At 35.3% G+C, this 16706-nt stretch carries 14 protein-coding genes; 7 read left to right on the top strand and 7 right to left on the bottom strand.

Annotated elements, in window-relative coordinates:
• Positions 1 to 174: 174 nt before the first annotated feature.
• The 3 genes from B8977_RS01990 to bcp all read right to left on the bottom strand — a co-directional run bounded on the left by B8977_RS01990 (position 175) and on the right by bcp (position 3506).
• Positions 175 to 1782 (bottom strand): S8 family peptidase, encoded by a 1608-nt coding sequence (locus tag B8977_RS01990; RefSeq protein WP_084015741.1) that lies wholly within the window; start codon positions 1780 to 1782, stop codon positions 175 to 177.
• Between the two features lie 146 nt (positions 1783 to 1928).
• Complete coding sequence (recA, locus tag B8977_RS01985; protein WP_084015739.1) at positions 1929 to 2927, bottom strand: recombinase RecA; 999 nt, start codon at positions 2925 to 2927, stop codon at positions 1929 to 1931.
• A gap of 129 nt (positions 2928 to 3056) precedes the next feature.
• Positions 3057 to 3506: a thioredoxin-dependent thiol peroxidase gene (gene bcp / locus B8977_RS01980; RefSeq protein WP_084015737.1), complete on the bottom strand. Its 450-nt coding sequence runs from the start codon at positions 3504 to 3506 to the stop codon at positions 3057 to 3059.
• Positions 3507 to 3596: 90 nt separating this feature from the next.
• Between bcp and B8977_RS01975 the strand changes: the two genes are divergently transcribed.
• The 6 genes from B8977_RS01975 (at position 3597) to B8977_RS01950 (ending at position 9107) form a co-directional block, all read left to right on the top strand.
• Positions 3597 to 4115: an NUDIX hydrolase gene (locus B8977_RS01975; RefSeq protein ID WP_084015735.1), complete on the top strand. Its 519-nt coding sequence runs from the start codon at positions 3597 to 3599 to the stop codon at positions 4113 to 4115.
• A gap of 5 nt (positions 4116 to 4120) precedes the next feature.
• Entirely contained in the window at positions 4121 to 4669 is a 549-nt protein-coding gene (locus B8977_RS01970) for a hypothetical protein (RefSeq protein WP_084015733.1), read from the top strand.
• Positions 4670 to 4688: 19 nt separating this feature from the next.
• Entirely contained in the window at positions 4689 to 5207 is a 519-nt protein-coding gene (locus B8977_RS01965) for a DUF4136 domain-containing protein (RefSeq protein WP_084015731.1), read from the top strand.
• Positions 5208 to 5260: 53 nt separating this feature from the next.
• Entirely contained in the window at positions 5261 to 6019 is a 759-nt protein-coding gene (locus tag B8977_RS01960; RefSeq protein WP_084015729.1) for a sensor histidine kinase, read from the top strand.
• A complete protein-coding gene (locus B8977_RS01955) occupies positions 5985 to 6704 on the top strand; it encodes a LytR/AlgR family response regulator transcription factor (protein WP_084015727.1) in 720 nt (239 codons plus the stop codon). The genes B8977_RS01960 and B8977_RS01955 overlap by 35 nt, the downstream gene beginning before the upstream one ends.
• A 126-nt stretch (positions 6705 to 6830) precedes the next feature.
• Positions 6831 to 9107 (top strand): cation:proton antiporter domain-containing protein, encoded by a 2277-nt coding sequence (locus tag B8977_RS01950; protein WP_084015725.1) that lies wholly within the window; start codon positions 6831 to 6833, stop codon positions 9105 to 9107.
• 106 nt (positions 9108 to 9213) lie between these two features.
• Here the strand turns inward: B8977_RS01950 and B8977_RS01945 are convergent, their stop codons facing one another.
• Together B8977_RS01945 and B8977_RS01940 are read right to left on the bottom strand one after the other, a co-directional pair.
• Positions 9214 to 10881 (bottom strand): M56 family metallopeptidase, encoded by a 1668-nt coding sequence (locus B8977_RS01945; protein ID WP_084015723.1) that lies wholly within the window; start codon positions 10879 to 10881, stop codon positions 9214 to 9216.
• The gene (locus B8977_RS01940; protein ID WP_084015722.1) at positions 10874 to 11248 is read right to left on the bottom strand and encodes a BlaI/MecI/CopY family transcriptional regulator; all 375 of its coding nucleotides are present in this window, start codon (positions 11246 to 11248) and stop codon (positions 10874 to 10876) included. The genes B8977_RS01945 and B8977_RS01940 overlap by 8 nt, the downstream gene beginning before the upstream one ends.
• 323 nt (positions 11249 to 11571) lie before the next feature.
• Between B8977_RS01940 and B8977_RS01935 the strand changes: the two genes are divergently transcribed.
• Complete coding sequence (locus B8977_RS01935; protein WP_084015720.1) at positions 11572 to 11949, top strand: energy transducer TonB; 378 nt, start codon at positions 11572 to 11574, stop codon at positions 11947 to 11949.
• Between the two features lie 58 nt (positions 11950 to 12007).
• Here the strand turns inward: B8977_RS01935 and B8977_RS01930 are convergent, their stop codons facing one another.
• Both B8977_RS01930 and mfd read right to left on the bottom strand, forming a co-directional pair.
• Positions 12008 to 13291: a T9SS type A sorting domain-containing protein gene (locus B8977_RS01930; RefSeq protein WP_084015718.1), complete on the bottom strand. Its 1284-nt coding sequence runs from the start codon at positions 13289 to 13291 to the stop codon at positions 12008 to 12010.
• A 27-nt stretch (positions 13292 to 13318) separates the two neighbouring features.
• The gene (mfd, locus tag B8977_RS01925) at positions 13319 to 16684 is read right to left on the bottom strand and encodes a transcription-repair coupling factor (RefSeq protein ID WP_084015716.1); all 3366 of its coding nucleotides are present in this window, start codon (positions 16682 to 16684) and stop codon (positions 13319 to 13321) included.
• Positions 16685 to 16706: the final 22 nt, after the last annotated feature.

Raw genomic sequence — 16706 nt, 5'->3', positions numbered from 1 at the left:
CCCTTACTGTGAATGGGTTTTGAAGTAAATTTGAGCATTTTAGTCACTAATTTTGATAATTTGGATTGAGGTTTATTGTGACAGCAAGATGAGTTGAATTTTTATTAAAATAAAAAGCTTTGACTAAGTTCAGAACCTTGTCAAAGCTTACGAGGATTTTTAATTTAGTTATGTTTAATTTTTGATAAATTTTTTCGAAATCAAATTTTGTTGTCCGTTGAATTTAATTCTGATTTTATAAACGCCTTTGGGAAGTACAGTTACATCAACTTCATTTGAAATTAATTTATTTTGAGATTTGATTAATTTCCCATCCATTGAAAAGATCTGAATCTGGTCAATCAATTTCCCATCTTTGTTGCTAATCATCAATTTTTCTTTTGCAGGATTTGGATAAATTTCAACTGAATTCGCAAATTGCATATTTTCAGTGTTCATCACTTCACATTCTTCCATCAGAAGCTGAACAGCATTGTTTACGTTTAATCTTCCACCAGTAACGGTAATTCCTTCTAAAGAAGGATTTGGGTCAACACCGTCAAAGATATAATTCCTGATTTTCTGAGCGGCCCCTGCCGGATCTGATTTTGCCAATGCAGTAAAACTTTCACATGGCGCAGAATACAGCAATGCTATAGTTCCTGCCACATGCGGAGTCGCACCTGAAGTTCCCCCAAATCCACCATAGCCTGAAAACGCCGTCGTAAATGCATTTTCACCATGCGCTCCTAAATCTATGGTTTCCAACCCATAACCTGCTCCATTTACTTTTACATCATTTTGATTCATATTGGTTACGGTAATCAAATAGTCGCTCGGGCAGGCAGTTGGCAAATCCCCTACTACATCTACATTTTGGTTTCCGTTGATGGTTGCACCCGCGCTCAAAATTCCGGCTTCTCCCATTTCATCATAGAAAGCACACCAAAGAGGTGCGTCTTCAGGCTGCCCAAAATCAACTCCCCAAGAAGAATTGGTTGCTACGACCAAAGCTCCTTCTTCACCATTTGTTTCATTGAATCTGATTCTGGCTTGCAATGCATAATCATAAGCTTCAATAACATTTGATTCCAGTGTACTGATCGGAGCTATTGTCATTATTTTCACATTCCAGTTAACCCCTGCTACTCCGATTCCATTATCACCCACTGCTCCTATGATTCCTGAAACAGGTGTCCCGTGCCAGCCGCCAATATTGACATTTCCGTTGTTGCTGATAATATTCCATCCATATACATCATCTATGTAGCCATTGTTATCATTGTCAATACCATCCCCTGGAATCTCACCTTGATTTATCCAAAGATTGTCTTCTATATCAGGATGATTAAGGTTTATTCCATCATCAATGACTGCCACCACAATTTCATCACCATCTGTATTGAGTCCGCCCGTTGTGATTTCCCAAGCCTCATCAGCATCAATGTCTTTGTCATTTGCCTGATAATATTGCCATTGCTGGTCGTACATCGGGTCATTGGGTTCGTTGTTACGAAATGAACCGATATGATTTAGCTGCGCACCCAAAACATTTGAATTTCTATGAAATTCACCGATAATCTGTTTTTCTGTAAAATTTGAGGTATTCACTTCAAGTTTCCAAATGTTCAATACTTTAGAAATTTGTTGAGCATTTTCAAATTGTAAACCTTGTGCACGAAGTGCTTCAGGCTGAACTTGGGGAGCAAAACGCACCAAAATTTCATTTGGATTGTATGCAGCTGATTGCGCCGATAGGTTTATTCCTGCAAATGCAATCAGAAGGAAAGTAAATTTTTTCATGTGTTAATTATTTTGATTGTTTTGTATAAATGTATAAAAAAAATTAATCCCATTAAACATTTAACTAATTCTTACTTAACACAATAAAAAATCGCATCAAATCATTTGAGTGATTTGATGCGATTGCTTTTATTCAAAATTTAAAACTATCCTGCAGCGATTGCTTCTTTGATGTTTGCTTCCAGTTCTTCTGACAATTCGGGGTTATCTTTCAACAAATCTTTTACAGCGTCGCGTCCCTGACCAAGTTTGCTGTCGTTGTAGCTATACCAAGAACCGCTTTTCTGAACGATTCCTTTTTCAACGCCTACATCCAAGATTTCTCCTACTTTAGAAATCCCTTCTCCAAACATGATGTCAAATTCTGCCTGACGGAAAGGTGGTGCTACCTTATTTTTCACCACTTTCACACGCACATGGTTTCCGCTTGGATCATCACCGGTTTTAATCTGAGAAACACGGCGAATGTCTAAACGAACGGATGCATAAAACTTCAAGGCGTTTCCTCCGGTTGTCGTTTCAGGATTTCCGAACATCACACCTATTTTTTCACGTAACTGATTGATAAATATACAAGTACATTTGGTTTTATTGATGGTTGCAGTCAATTTTCTCAAAGCCTGCGACATCAAACGTGCCTGCAATCCCATTTTGGAATCACCCATCTCACCTTCGATTTCCGCTTTTGGCGTCAAAGCCGCAACTGAGTCAATGACAATGATGTCAATCGCTCCCGAACGAATCAAATTATCGGCAATTTCCAACGCCTGCTCGCCATTGTCCGGTTGAGAAATGATGAGATTTTCTACATCAATCCCTAATTTCTCAGCATAATTACGGTCAAAAGCGTGCTCAGCATCGATGAATGCTGCCAATCCGCCTGCTTTTTGTGCTTCTGCAATGGCATGTAAAGTCAATGTCGTTTTACCCGAAGATTCCGGTCCGTAGATTTCAATCACACGTCCGCGGGGATAACCGCCAATCCCCAAAGCAATGTCCAATCCTAATGAACCTGTAGGAATTACCCCAATAGAATCATCAACGGCGCTGTCGCCCATACGCATCACGGTTCCTTTTCCGTAGGTTTTGTCCATTTTGTCCAAAACCAATTGTAATGCTTTCTTTTTATTATCTAAATCACTCATTTTCTAATGTTTTAAGTTTAAGGCTCAAAGTTTGAGGTTTCAACCCTTATAATTATGTTCTTTTATTTGTTTCAAAATTAATTGGAAAAAGTGACAAAACGTGTCGTTGTAAATAAAATTATCCACAAATTAAATTTCCAGAATTTGTTTTGCGTGTTCTTTTGTTTTTACCTTTTCAATGACTTCTTCGATGATTCCTTTTTCATCAATTAGAAAGGTAGTTCGATGGATTCCGTCAAATTCTCTTCCCATAAATTTCTTGGGTCCCCAAACGCCAAAAGCTTCTATAACTTCTCTGTTTTCATCTGCAATCAATGGATAGTTTAAGTCATATTTTGTCGCGAAATTTTTCTGTCTTTTGACCGAATCCGCACTTACGCCGATGATTTCATATCCTTTCGCTTTCAATGCTTCTTCATTGTCGCGCAAATCGCACGCTTCTGCTGTACAACCAGGCGTACTCGCCTTTGGGTAGAAAAACAAAACATATTTCTTACCTTTATAATCCGATGATTTTATTGTATTTCCATCTTGATCTGACCCCTGAAAATCAGGCACTTTCTGTCCTTTTTGTAACATTCGCTGCGATTTATCGTTTTGCACAAATTTACCTAAATTTACCCAACAAAACGGCACGCTGATTGTTTGTTATGAATTAAACCATTAAAAATGAGTTACTTTAAATTTTGTCCCAATTGCGCATCGCAAAACATCCAATTTGAAAACAACAGAAGATTTGAATGTTTTGATTGCGGGATGGTTTATTTTCAAAATGTTGCGACGGCCGTTGCGGTAATTATCATCAGAAGGGATGAGATGCTTTTTACCGTCAGAAACCGCGAGCCGAAATTGGGAATGCTGGATTTGCCGGGTGGATTTACCGATCCGGACGAAACGGCTGAAGAAACTTGCGCGCGTGAATTGAAGGAAGAATTAAATCTGAACATTGATTCGGAGCGTTTTAAATATTTCAAATCCTTTCCCAATAATTATTTATACAAAGGAATTCCTTACAAAACTGAAGATTTAATTTTCATCGTAGAATGCCCTGAAAATGCTGAATTAACATTGGAAGAATCTGAAATCCAGTCTGTAAAATGGATTAAAATGTCGGAAATAAATCTGGAAGAAATTGGATTTGAATCCCTTAGAAAGGCTGTTGAAGAACATTTGAAATTGTACATCTAAAAGCAATGAAAACCATCTTTACCTTACGGGCTTTAGCTGTCTTTTCGTTTGTAATTTTCTTTTTGCCTTTCATGAGGACTTGCTCGGATGAGGAAATTAGATTTTCAGTAAAAGAACAAATAGAAGTTACAAAATCTACACCTTATGAAAATAATGATTTTCTTAAGGATGAAAAAGCACGAAAGTTAACTGAAGATAAAAAGGAAAATTATACTTTTAACTTTTACTCATTGTCACTTGTAAGTTTAGATGACTTCAGACTAGATAACTTTTTTGATAGAACTTTTTGGTCATTTTGTGCTTTTACTGTGATACTCATTCTTTCAATTTTAATTTTAATTTTTTCTTTTAGAGAAAAACTCAAAATCATTTATGTGTTAAGTATTATAAATTTGATTATTCTATTTTCATCAACTTTGAATCTATATTTAATCAAGTCAATAGAAAATATAAATCAAATTAAAATCGGTTATTATTTATTTGTACTCAACTCAATTTTAATTGTTTACTTCTCAAACAAACTTATTAAACAACGAAGATTACAAAAGGAATAATTTTTGTTATTAATTGTTCATGAAAAAATTCATTTTACTTAGTTTTTCGATTTTGTTATTAGCGGCTTGCAGCACCCAAACGGTAACGGTTGATTATGACCGCAGTCAGGATTTCAGTCAGATTAAAAATTATTCGGTCGAATTAACTTCTGGTTCTTTAGGAGAATTGGACGAAGCAAGATTGAAACAAAGTTTAAATCAGGAATTGGCAGCGAAAGGCTTGAATGAGTCAGGCAATCCGGATGTGATTATCAATGTCGTTCCAGAAGAATTCATTTCTGAAAACCAAAGTTCAAGTGTTGGAGTCGGCATGGGCGGAGGAAGCGGAGGATTTGGAACTTCTGTCGGATTTGGGATTCCGATTAATTCAGAAAAATTAAATCAAAACTACAAAGTCACGATGACCACAACCGAAGGAAATCTGGTTTGGGAAGGCCGGCTTGATATACAAATGCCTGTAAATGCTTCGCCTGAAATGCGCGAAGCCAACATCCAAAAAGGTGTTTCGAAATTATTCAAAAAATATCCGCCGAAATAGTTTCTCGGTTTGTTTTCAAATAAGATTTAACTTTGCAGGAAACGATTTTGTCGATGCAAGGTTCTGAGATTTCTTTAAATATTTTGATAATTGTGGGCGTGGTAGTGCTTGCAGTAATCGGATATTTGATTTACCGCCTTGAAAAATCCAACAAACAAAAAAAAGAAATCGAAGTTCGTTTTTATGAATTTGAGCGAAAAATCAACACGCTTCAGCTCGAAAGTCTGGAATCGAAACTCAATCCGCATTTGTTTAAAAATATTTTGAATACGATTCAATCCCACGCTTATCAGACTTATTTTGCACTGGATAAATTGGCGAATGTTTTGGATTATATCCTTTATGAAAGCCGGAAAAAATTCGTTACTCCAAAGGAAGAAATCGAATTTGCAATGAATTTGATTGAGATCAATAAAATAAAAGTAAGTCCGCTTTTTGAGTTGAAAGTTAAATCTAAAATCAATGAAAATGAGCCACTTTACGAGCAAAGATTATTGGCTCCGATGATTTCAATTGATTTCATTGAAAATGCCTTCAAACATGCAGATCTACAAAGTCAAAATGCCTTTATTGCAGTAACTTTTGAATTTCGTGACAATACTTTTTCGTTGACTGTTGCCAATAAAATTTCACCTCGAAGTCCTTTGCAAAAAGAGAAAAGCGGAATCGGAACCGAAACGCTTGACCAACGTTTAAAAATCATTTACAAAGACAATTTCAAACTGGAGCGATTTGCCGAAGGCGACGTTTACATTGCCCATTTAAAAATAAATCTTCTTGAACACAAAGCTAAAATGCTTGCTGCTCGATGATGAGCTGCCTGGACTGACTTATCTGAAAATGATGTGCGAACAAATTCCTGAATTGGAAGTTGTAAAGGCATTCAACAGCCCTGAAGTTTTCTTGTCTGAAATGAATAATTATGATTTCGATTTGTGCATCCTTGATATTGAAATGCCGACGATGAATGGTCTGCAAGTCGCTAATTTACTCGATTCTAAATTGATTATTTTCACGACAGCTTACAAAGAATATGCAGTGGAAGCTTTTGATTTGGATGCGGTGGATTATGTCAGAAAACCCGTGAAAAAAGAAAGATTGCAACAGGCTGTTGCCAAAGCATTGGACAGATTTCGACAGAAAGTTCCGAAGAAAGAATTTGCGCAATTCAATACTGACAAAGGAAAAGCGATTGTATTTTTTGACCAGCCGGCTTATATCAAAACTTCTGAAATCGACAGCCGCGACAAAGTTGTTCAAATGATGGATGGTTCGGTTTTGACTTTGAAAAATATTTCGTTTGATAAATTACAGAAAATCCTTCCGGCGCATTCATTTTGTCAAATTAACAAAAAAGAAATGGTTGCTTTAAAGACCGTCCAGGTGTTTTCTTTTGATGAAATTACCACAAATATCCCAACGACTCCGGGTAGTTTTTTGCGCTTGACTTTGAGCGAAATTTACCGCGAAAATTTCTTAAGAAAAGTTCAGTTTTGATTTCATTACATAATTTTTCTGCCTCATTACATTCTGCCTTTAATTAATCCCAACCTTAACATTGTTCCATAAAAGTCAAATTACCTTTGAGCAAAATTCATATAGAGGTATTCTAATAATTTACACATGAAAAAATTCAAAAATCTCATTTTCTATATAAGTACAATTGCAGGATTTTCGGCTTTGATTTATTGGATAATCGTTTTAGGTTCTAAGTTCAATGAAGGAAGAAATATTGCACTCTTTGAAACGGAGCCGGATTCCTGGAACCAATTTATCGATTCATTAGCACATAATTTACAACATCCGCTGGCTTTGTTATTGGCTCAGATTGTGACTATTATTTTAGTGGCGCGCTTGTTTGGATGGGTTTGTAATAAAATCGGACAGCCCACTGTGATTGGAGAAATGATTGCGGGTATCATGCTGGGGCCTTCATTTTTGGGAATGCATTTTCCAGATGTTTCTGCGGTTTTATTCCCAATGGAATCTTTGGGTAATTTACAATTCCTCAGTCAGATAGGATTAATTTTATTCATGTTCATCGTAGGGATGGAACTCGATTTGAAAATCCTGAGAAACAAAGCGCATGATGCGGTTGTGATCAGTCATGCAAGTATCATTTTCCCATTTGCGTTGGGGATGGGGATGTCTTATTTTCTTTTTGAAAGATTTGCCCCGGACAATATTGAATTCTCATCTTTCGGATTGTTCATCGGAATTGCTATGAGCGTTACCGCATTTCCGGTACTCGCACGGATTGTACAAGAACGTGGCATTCAACGCTCCCGATTGGGAACGATTGTAATTACTTGTGCAGCAGCAGATGACATCACGGCCTGGTGTATTTTAGCAGCTGTGATTGCCATTGTCAAAGCAGGCTCATTCGTTAGTTCATTGTATGTCATTGTATTGGCTGTCATTTATGTGATTTTTATGATCAAAGCCGTTCGTCCATTTTTGAAACGAATCGGTGATTTGCATTCGACCAAAGGAAGTTTAAGCAAACCGATTGTTGCCATTTTCTTTATTGTATTAATTCTTTCCTCTTATGCAACTGAAGTAATCGGAATCCATGCATTGTTTGGAGCATTTATGGCAGGAGCAATTATGCCTGAAAGCGCAAAATTCAGAAATTTATTCATCGAAAAAGTGGAAGATGTCGGGATGGTTTTATTACTTCCGCTATTCTTTGTTTTCACGGGGTTACGGACACAAATCGGTTTGTTAAATGACATTGAACTTTGGAAAATCACAGGTTTAATCATTGTGGTTGCTGTAGTCGGAAAATTCGTAGGAAGCGCATTGGCAGCAAAATTTGTCGGACAAAACTGGAAAGACAGTTTGTCCATCGGTGCCTTGATGAATACGCGCGGATTGATGGAGCTCGTCGTGCTTAATATCGGTTACGATTTGGGTGTACTTTCGCCTGAAATATTTGCGATGATGGTCATCATGGCATTGGTAACGACTTTCATGACGGGACCGGCAATGGATTTTATCAATTGGGCATTTAAATCAAAATCAGAAAATGCTTTGCAGGAAGTTTCGGAAATTAGCAAATACAAAATTCTCATTTCATTTGGCAATCCTGAACGCGGAAGGTCTTTGTTGAAATTGGCTGACGGGATGATTCGTACTTTGAATGGAAACGCCTCCATAACTGCGATGCACCTCTCTCCCACCGATGATTTGCACCATTATAACATGGATGAATATGAGAAAGAAAGTTTTGAGCCAATTATTGAAGAATCCAATAATCTGGATCAGGAGATTACCACTTTGTTCAAAGGTTCAAATGACATTGGCGGAGATATAGTCGAAGTTGCCAACAAGGGAGAATATGATTTATTGCTAATCGGGGTTGGGCATTCTATTTTTGAAGGAAGTTTACTCGGAAGAGTTTTAGGATTTACTACAAAAATCATCAATCCAAAAAATATTCTCGGTCAGGTTACGGGAAGGCAAAACATATTTGAAAATTCGCCTTTTGACGAAGGAACTGAATTGATCCTAAGCAAATCTAAAGTTCCGGTTGGGGTTTTAATCGATAAAGAATTAGAAAAACTAGATAGAATTTTCATTCCTATTTTATCAAAAGAAGATGTATTTCTGATGAATTTCGCACAAAAATTCATCAATAATTCTTCGTCTCAGATTACAATATTAGATGTTGCGAATCAGATAAAAACCAATGCCGAAATCAAAGAATCGATCCGTGCCATCGAGCATACAGCACCGAATCATATCAGTTTGATTCATGATAAAACTATCGATAAAGAACTTTTGAAAAAAAATGATTTGATGTTGGTTAGTCTGGAAACCTGGAAAAAATTGGTAGAATCAAAAAGTCTTTGGCTTTCGGACATTCCTTCTTGTTTGATTTTAACTGGAAAAGATTAAAAAATAAATAAAGCCGGACTATAAAATCCGGCTTTATCTTGAAACAAAAAATTATTGAGAAACTGTACAAAGACATGATGTATTGCGTCTTTGCTATTTATTTTCTTTAGGCTTTTTTAGCTTTTCTTTCCGCTTCTGCAGCTTTTTTCTCAGCCTCTTTACCCATTTCTTCTGCCTTTCTTTCTATTTCTTTGATTTTGTTTTGAAACTCAGGAGAATCGTAGTATTTTTCTATTTCAGCAGCTTTGCGCTCGATATCTTCTATTTTTTTCTTGAATTCCGGCGAGTCATAGTATTTCTCTATTTCTGCGGCTCTGTCTTCGATATCCTTAATTTTTTTGTTAAATTCAGGAGAATCATAATATTTTTCAATTTCGGCTGCTTTCTTTTCAATTTCTTTTATTTTTTTCTGCATTTCAGGTGAATCCGCATATTTCTGAATTTCTTCCGAATCAATATTAATACCGGCAATTAAGTCCAAGAATTCCGGAGAAGAAAACATATCCCCTAAATCAACGCCCAAATTGCCCAATTCTACACCAAGGTCACCTAAGTCAACATTTATGTTACCCAAGTCAACACCCATATCACCGAGCTCTACACCCAAATTACCTAAATGAACACCTAAGTCTCCAAGATTCAAATTAAAGCTTTTGTTCTGTGGAAGCGGTTTTACTTTCAATTTCTGCTCGTCACTCATTTGGTTATAAATATTGGCAAGCAATTCTGTGTCAAGGTTTTCAGTTTGAATTTTTTCCGTTTTGGTTCCGTCTGCATTTTTAACTTTTACCGTTGCTTTACGAACTTGTTTTTTGTATTCGCGGAACATTTCTTTTGAGACACCTTTTCCGGGTTGAACCTGAGCGGAAACTTTCTCGCTGAATACGAGCATAGTTATGACCAATAGCGGAATGCTGAATAATTTTAACGCTATGGTTTTCATTCTAGAAGTCTTTTTTGTCATCATAATAAATCTTTTTTTGGTTACTAAATAATTAAACGGGCTTGCCAAGGCGGTTTGTGATTTTGCAGAAACCTTCTCTAACAAAAGCCGCTGATAATGAACGGTATCGAGATTTTGATTCAACACTTCAGCATCCGCAAGGAATTCGTGATTGGTTTGAATTGATTTTTTATACATATAAAGGAATGGATTGAACCAGAAAAATATTTTCAGGAATTCAATCAAGAGCACATCAAAACTGTGTTTTTGTTTCATGTGTGCCAATTCGTGACGGAAAATTTCAGGTTGGATCCTTTCAGAATGAATTTCATTTTTTGGAACAAATAAATAATTGAAAAAACTAAAAGTCGAAATATCAGTTTTAACTGAAACTATTGTAAATCCTTGTTTCTGAATCCTATCATTCATTCGTGTCATTACAAATAAATTCAACAAATTAGAAATAAATCGAAGCAACATCACCAAAGTCAGAACCAGATAAATCAACGGAACTAAAATCCACCAATTGAATGTTGATTGAGAACTACCTGCAGTTGAAATTGTTTGTTTTTCTACATTTTTCTGAGCAACCAGTTCAGCTATATTTATATCATTTTTGGCGATTTCGACCGGAATTACTTCCGCAACAACAGGAACATTTTCCATTTGGTTCATTCCAAATTCCATAAAAGGAATCGCAAACGAAAGCAGCAAAGTTGCAATCAAATAAAAGCGGTTGAAAGCAAACATTTTTTCACGTTGTAAAATCAACAAATAAAATGCGATAAACAATCCGGAACAGGCTAAGGTTTTAAAAATCAGTTCAATCATCTTGTCTTTTTTTAAGTTCTTTATCCACTATTTTTTTCAAATCTTCTAATTCCTTGTCCGACAGATTTGCCGAAGAAGTGAAAAAAGAAGCAAACTGCAATGCCGAATTGTTGAAGAAATTTTTGATGATTCCATTCATCTGCCCTGAGAAATAATCTTCTTTTCTGACCAGCGCAAAATACCTTCTTGAATTCCCGAAAAGTTCAAAATCCACAAAACCTTTGTCCTGCATCCTTTTGAGCAAAGTCGCTAAAGTCGTAGTCGCAGGCTTGGGTTCAGGATAATTTTCGATGATGTCTTTCATAAAAGGCTTTTCCTCCTTCCAGATAATCTCCATCAATTCTTCTTCCTTTTTTGACAAACTCATTTCTATATTCCTAGAATTAACTCTACAAATGTAGAATAAAAATTTAATTCTCCAAATGTTTCTATTTAAAAGACGACAAAAAAGATAGAATTGTTACACAATATTTTGTTTCAAGTTTCAAGTTTTTGGTTTAATGTTAATTTATTGTAAACTAAAATTAAGGATCTGAAACATTGAACTCTGAACCTCAAACCTTTATTTTCCAATGTTAAGAATTGCATTTCCAATGTTAAGTTTTCATTTCACTATTGTTTCAATGTAAACTTAATGTTAATTTTACATCACGATAAAGTAAATAATTAATCATTTCAAATTTTAATATTATGAAAAACAGCATTTTAACTATATTCATTGTGTGCATTTCAGGGATTTCATTTGCACAAAACAAAATCGAAAAGTGTAATACTGTAGCACAAGAAAAACAAAAATCTTGTAAAGACCATCTGATTGCAGATTTGATTTCTGATTATGCTGAATATCCTGAACATGCATTGAACAATTCTCATGAAGGGACTGTGTATGTGCGTTTTACAACGAATGCAAACAGCGACTTACAGAACGTAAGGATTTTGGGCAAATCTGATGCAGAATTGGCAGATGCAGCAAAATCAGCAATTGAAAAATTTTCACATTCGGACGCGAAATCGCTTCTCGCACAAAATGAAGTTTACCGCATTCCGGTAAGGTTTGAAGCGCAATAAGAAAGTTCAATTTTTTAAATAAAGCCTCAAAGAATTTAAAGACTTTGAGGTTTTTTTATTATTTAGAAATTAAAATTTTCTTAGACAATTGTCCCTTGCCTGTTTTTACAATTAAAATATAATTACCTGAAGGATATTTTGAAACATCTAAAATATTATTATTTGATTTAAATGCTTGAATTAATTTTCCCTCGGTCGAATACAATCCTAATTCTTGAATAATTAAATCTTTAGAATTAATAAATAATTTGTCTTTAGCAGGGTTAGGGTAAACGGTTAATTTCTCACTCAAATCTTCATCAGCAACACTCATATTGCAATTCATCAAAATTTCTTCCGCTGAATTACAGCCTGAGGCGTTGTTTTCAATTAAATATTCTCCTCCATTTATTAAATATTGGCAAATGTTAGGTTTACTGCAGTCTGATAAATTTAAATTATGATTTAACGTCAGAAAGCTAATATCAGATGGTTCTACATTTTCAAATCCATCTAAAGAGCTTATGTTATTATCCATTAATCTTAAACTACCATTTATTGAAGTCAAATTTGTCATTTCTGACGCTTCAACAAAAGATGAATTACTATTGATTAAAACCTCTCCTCTTATAGAATTTAAGTTATTTAGCCAATTCAAATTTTCAATAGTTGTTTGGATAATTCTAAGATTTCCATTAATCTCTGTCAAACGATCAAATGGAGATATAGAAATAGGTTCAAATGAAAATATATTATGAGAAAATTGAAAATCACCACCTAAATATGACAAATTTTGAAATCCTGAAATGTTTTTCAATCTATCATCTGAAATATTTATTCCTCCTCCTATACTTTCTAAATTTTCAAATCCATCTATACTAGACAAATTATAATTCTGGTGAAAACGCATATTATCTCCAACAAACAATAAATTATCAAAGTCATCAATAAATATTAAACTTTCATTGGAATGAAACCTAAATGAACCACCTACAGAATTTAAAACACTAAAAACATTATCTACTGATATAATGCCTGTTTGGCTAATCAAAAAATATCCGTTTACATTTTTTAAGTTATTTAAACCTTCTAGGCTCTGCAAATGATAGCACCACCAGATTGATAAAGAACCATTCACCTTTTCGATATTTTGTAGACCTTGTAAATTTATTATAGGCGATTCTCCACTAGGATTAGGAGTAGATTGTAAATTTAAGTCACCTAATATTTCTGTACACTCAGGGTAATCGATGATAAACTGATCTATATCCTCTTGGCATAATAAAAACACACTTCCTTCAGGACATTGCGCAAACCCAAAAGAAGAAAGAATAAATAAAAAGCATAAAAATAGTTTTTTCATAAGGTCAATTTTTCTCAAAAATAATGTTTATTGTTTATTGACAAAAAAATCTAACTTCTCCAAAGCTTTCTGAACCGTCTTCACTTCTTCAAATCGCAACATTAAAGTTGCATTTTCCTCTTTTGATTTGGCTTCTTTTTCTTTGAAAGTTGCCAATCTTGGATTTTGATGTAATGTTGAAATTAAATTTTGGAAAGTTGCCGATTGGAAATATTCCGATTGTGGTTTACTGATGAAATAGGCAAGCATAACCCCTTTTTTGAGAATGATTCTTTCAAATCCTAAATCTCGTGCCATCCATTTCAGACGAATGCTTTGCAACAAATTGGAAACTTCTTTCGGATATTCTCCAAAACGATCAATTAATTTTGATTCAAATACCGCTAATTCTACCTCATTTTCTATAGAAGACAATTCATTGTAAAGCGCCAAACGTTCTTCTACATTGTTCACATAATCATCGGGAATTAATATTTGCAAATCCGTATCGATCTGAATATCTGAAACATAAATTTTCTTATCTGCATTTTGCTCTTCAAACAAATCTTTGAAGTCTGTTTCTTTTAATTCTTCGATCGCTTCATTCAAAATTTTCTGATAGGTATCAAATCCGATTTCAGATATAAATCCGGACTGTTCACCGCCCAAAAGATTTCCTGCACCGCGAATCTCCAAATCTTTCATCGCAATGTTAAATCCTGAACCCAAATCTGAAAACTGCTCGATTGCCTGCAAACGTTTTCTTGCTTCATTTGTGAGTGCAGCTACTGGTGGCGCAATCAAATAACAGAAAGCTTTGCGGTTGCTTCGACCTACCCGCCCGCGCATTTGATGTAAATCTGCCAATCCGAAATTCTGCGCATCACCGATTAAAATTGTATTTGCATTGGGAACATCTAACCCATTTTCGACAATCGTTGTAGAAACCAAAACATCATATTTTCCTTCCATAAAATCCAAAATGACCTTCTCCAAATCATCTCCTTTCATCTGTCCGTGCCCTGTTGCGATTTTCGCATCAGGAACCAAACGTTGAATCATTCCTGCAATTTCCTTCAGGGTTTCAATTCGGTTATGAATGAAAAATATTTGCCCGCCTCGCTGTAATTCATAAAAAACCGCATCACGAATTTGCTCTTCATTAAATCCAATTAAACTCGTCTCTATCGGCTGTCTGTTTGGTGGTGGTGTTTTGATGATGGACAAATCTCTTGCAGCCATCAACGAAAACTGCAAAGTTCTCGGAATCGGTGTCGCAGTCAATGTCAAAGTATCAATATTGGAACGAAGCGTTTTCAATTTGTCCTTTACACCTACCCCAAATTTATGTTCTTCATCGACAATCAACAATCCCAAGTCTTTGTACTTCACTTCTTTGTTGACCAATTGATGTGTTCCTATGATGATGTCAATTTTTCCCTCGGCTAATTTTTCAAGAATTTCTTTTTTCTGTTTTGCTGATTTAAAACGATTTAAATATGCAATTGTAACCGGCATTTCCTTTAATCTTTCAGAAAAAGTCTTGAAATGCTGAAATGCCAAAATTGTGGTTGGAACCAAAATGGCCACTTGCTTCCCGTCCGTTGCAGCTTTGAATGCGGCTCTGATAGCGACTTCCGTTTTCCCAAATCCTACATCACCGCAAACCAGTCGATCCATCGAGCGGTCACTTTCCATGTCGGCTTTTACGTCATTTGTCGCTTTTAATTGGTCCGGCGTGTCTTCGTACATGAAAGAAGCCTCCAATTCGTTCTGCAAATAACTATCAGGTGTAAACGCAAATCCTTTCTGTGTACGGCGTTTTGCATATAATTTAATCAAATCAAAAGCAATTTCTTTGACTTTCGCTTTGGTTTTATTTTTTAAATTTCTCCAAGCCGGCGAACCCAATTTATTCACTTTTGGTTCCGCGCCGTCTTTGCCTGTAAATTTTGCAATTTTATGTAAAGAATGAATACTGACGTACAGAATATCATTGTTTTGATAAATCAATTTGATCGCTTCTTGTTTCTGACCTTGCACGTCAATTTTCATCAATCCCGCAAATTTCCCTACTCCATGGTCTATGTGCGTTACGTAATCGCCAACTTGAAGCGAAGTCAATTCTTTCAACGTAATTGCTTCTTTTTTGGCGAATGAATTTCTTAAATTAAATTTATGGTAACGTTCAAAAATCTGATGGTCGGTAAAACAAGTGATTTTCAAATCGTCATCGATAAAACCCTGATGAATAGAGCCAATCACCGGAACAAATTTTACATCTTTCCCGATATCTTCAAAAATATCATTAAATCTTTGAACTTGTTTTTCGCCTGAACAAAACAGATAATTCGTGTAACCTTCCGTTGTTTTTTGATTAAATTCATCCAACAACAAATCAAATTGTTTGTTGAATGAAGGCTGAGGATTTTGGTTAATTTGAATTGAATTTGCTTGGAAATAAGGATTTAATGAAAATTCAACAACCGAAAATTTTTCTAAATCTTTGATGAATTCATTTGAATCCAAAAAAAGTTCATTAGGCGTTGCACGTTTCAATTCTCCTTTTAAATCTTCAAAAATATCTTGCGCCAATTTAAAATTTCTGTGCAAAGAAGATTTGATTACAGCGATATTTTTCGCTACCACAATCGTTTTATCAGAAATATATTGGAGAAAACTTTCACGATTTTCGGTAGAAAATTTATTTTCCAGATTTGGAACAATCGTAAATTCCTTTACTTTTTCAACCGATAATTGGGTTTCAATATCAAATGCGCGGATGCTTTCCACCTCGTCACCAAAAAGCGAAATCCTGTACGGACGCTCGTCTGAATAAGAAAAAACGTCCACAATTCCACCACGAACAGAAAATTCTCCCGGTTCTGAAACGAAATCTACACGATGAAATTCATACGAAAAAAGCAATTCATTCAAGAAATCAATATCGAGTTTTTCATCGACAGAAACTTTGAGTGTATTTTTGCTTAAAACTTTTCTGGTAACTACTTTTTCAAACAAACCCTCGGCATAAGCAACTACAATTCTCGGCTTTTTGGCACCATTCAGTGTATTCAAAACTTCTGTTCGCAAAACGACGTTAGCATTATTGGTTTGCTCGACATCATACGGTCTGCGGTATGAATCAGGCAGGAAAAGAATATCTTCTTTAGAAAAAATAGATTCTAACTCATTTAATACATAGACCGCTTCTTCTTTGTCATCTAAAATCAACAAAACAGGATTGCCCGATTGTTTCATCAACTGTGACGTAAAAAAAGAAAGTGAAGAGCCAACCTGACCTTTTCCGTGGATTTTTTGCGAATGATTTTTTTGAATTTTTGCAATGGACTCCTGTACGAAATCAGATGACTCGTATCTTTTCAGGACGTCGTGAATTGTTTTTGCTTCCAAAAGTTTGGCAAAGGTAATTTAT

The organism is Moheibacter sediminis (assembly GCF_900176425.1).
Taxonomy (GTDB): domain Bacteria; phylum Bacteroidota; class Bacteroidia; order Flavobacteriales; family Weeksellaceae; genus Moheibacter; species Moheibacter sediminis.
This window is presented reverse-complemented; position numbering and strand designations above follow the sequence as displayed.

What these genes read in the sequence shown, in the direction of transcription:
- B8977_RS01990 (WP_084015741.1), bottom strand. Translation starts at nt 1,782, where the DNA reads ATGAAAAAATTTACTTTCCTTCTGATTGCATTTGCAGGAATAAACCTA.
- recA (WP_084015739.1), bottom strand. Translation starts at nt 2,927, where the DNA reads ATGAGTGATTTAGATAATAAAAAGAAAGCATTACAATTGGTTTTGGAC.
- bcp (WP_084015737.1), bottom strand. Translation starts at nt 3,506, where the DNA reads ATGTTACAAAAAGGACAGAAAGTGCCTGATTTTCAGGGGTCAGATCAA.
- B8977_RS01975 (WP_084015735.1), top strand. Translation starts at nt 3,597, where the DNA reads ATGAGTTACTTTAAATTTTGTCCCAATTGCGCATCGCAAAACATCCAA.
- B8977_RS01970 (WP_084015733.1), top strand. Translation starts at nt 4,121, where the DNA reads ATGAAAACCATCTTTACCTTACGGGCTTTAGCTGTCTTTTCGTTTGTA.
- B8977_RS01965 (WP_084015731.1), top strand. Translation starts at nt 4,689, where the DNA reads ATGAAAAAATTCATTTTACTTAGTTTTTCGATTTTGTTATTAGCGGCT.
- B8977_RS01960 (WP_084015729.1), top strand. Translation starts at nt 5,261, where the DNA reads ATGCAAGGTTCTGAGATTTCTTTAAATATTTTGATAATTGTGGGCGTG.
- B8977_RS01950 (WP_084015725.1), top strand. Translation starts at nt 6,831, where the DNA reads ATGAAAAAATTCAAAAATCTCATTTTCTATATAAGTACAATTGCAGGA.
- B8977_RS01945 (WP_084015723.1), bottom strand. Translation starts at nt 10,881, where the DNA reads ATGATTGAACTGATTTTTAAAACCTTAGCCTGTTCCGGATTGTTTATC.
- B8977_RS01940 (WP_084015722.1), bottom strand. Translation starts at nt 11,248, where the DNA reads ATGAGTTTGTCAAAAAAGGAAGAAGAATTGATGGAGATTATCTGGAAG.
- B8977_RS01935 (WP_084015720.1), top strand. Translation starts at nt 11,572, where the DNA reads ATGAAAAACAGCATTTTAACTATATTCATTGTGTGCATTTCAGGGATT.
- B8977_RS01930 (WP_084015718.1), bottom strand. Translation starts at nt 13,291, where the DNA reads ATGAAAAAACTATTTTTATGCTTTTTATTTATTCTTTCTTCTTTTGGG.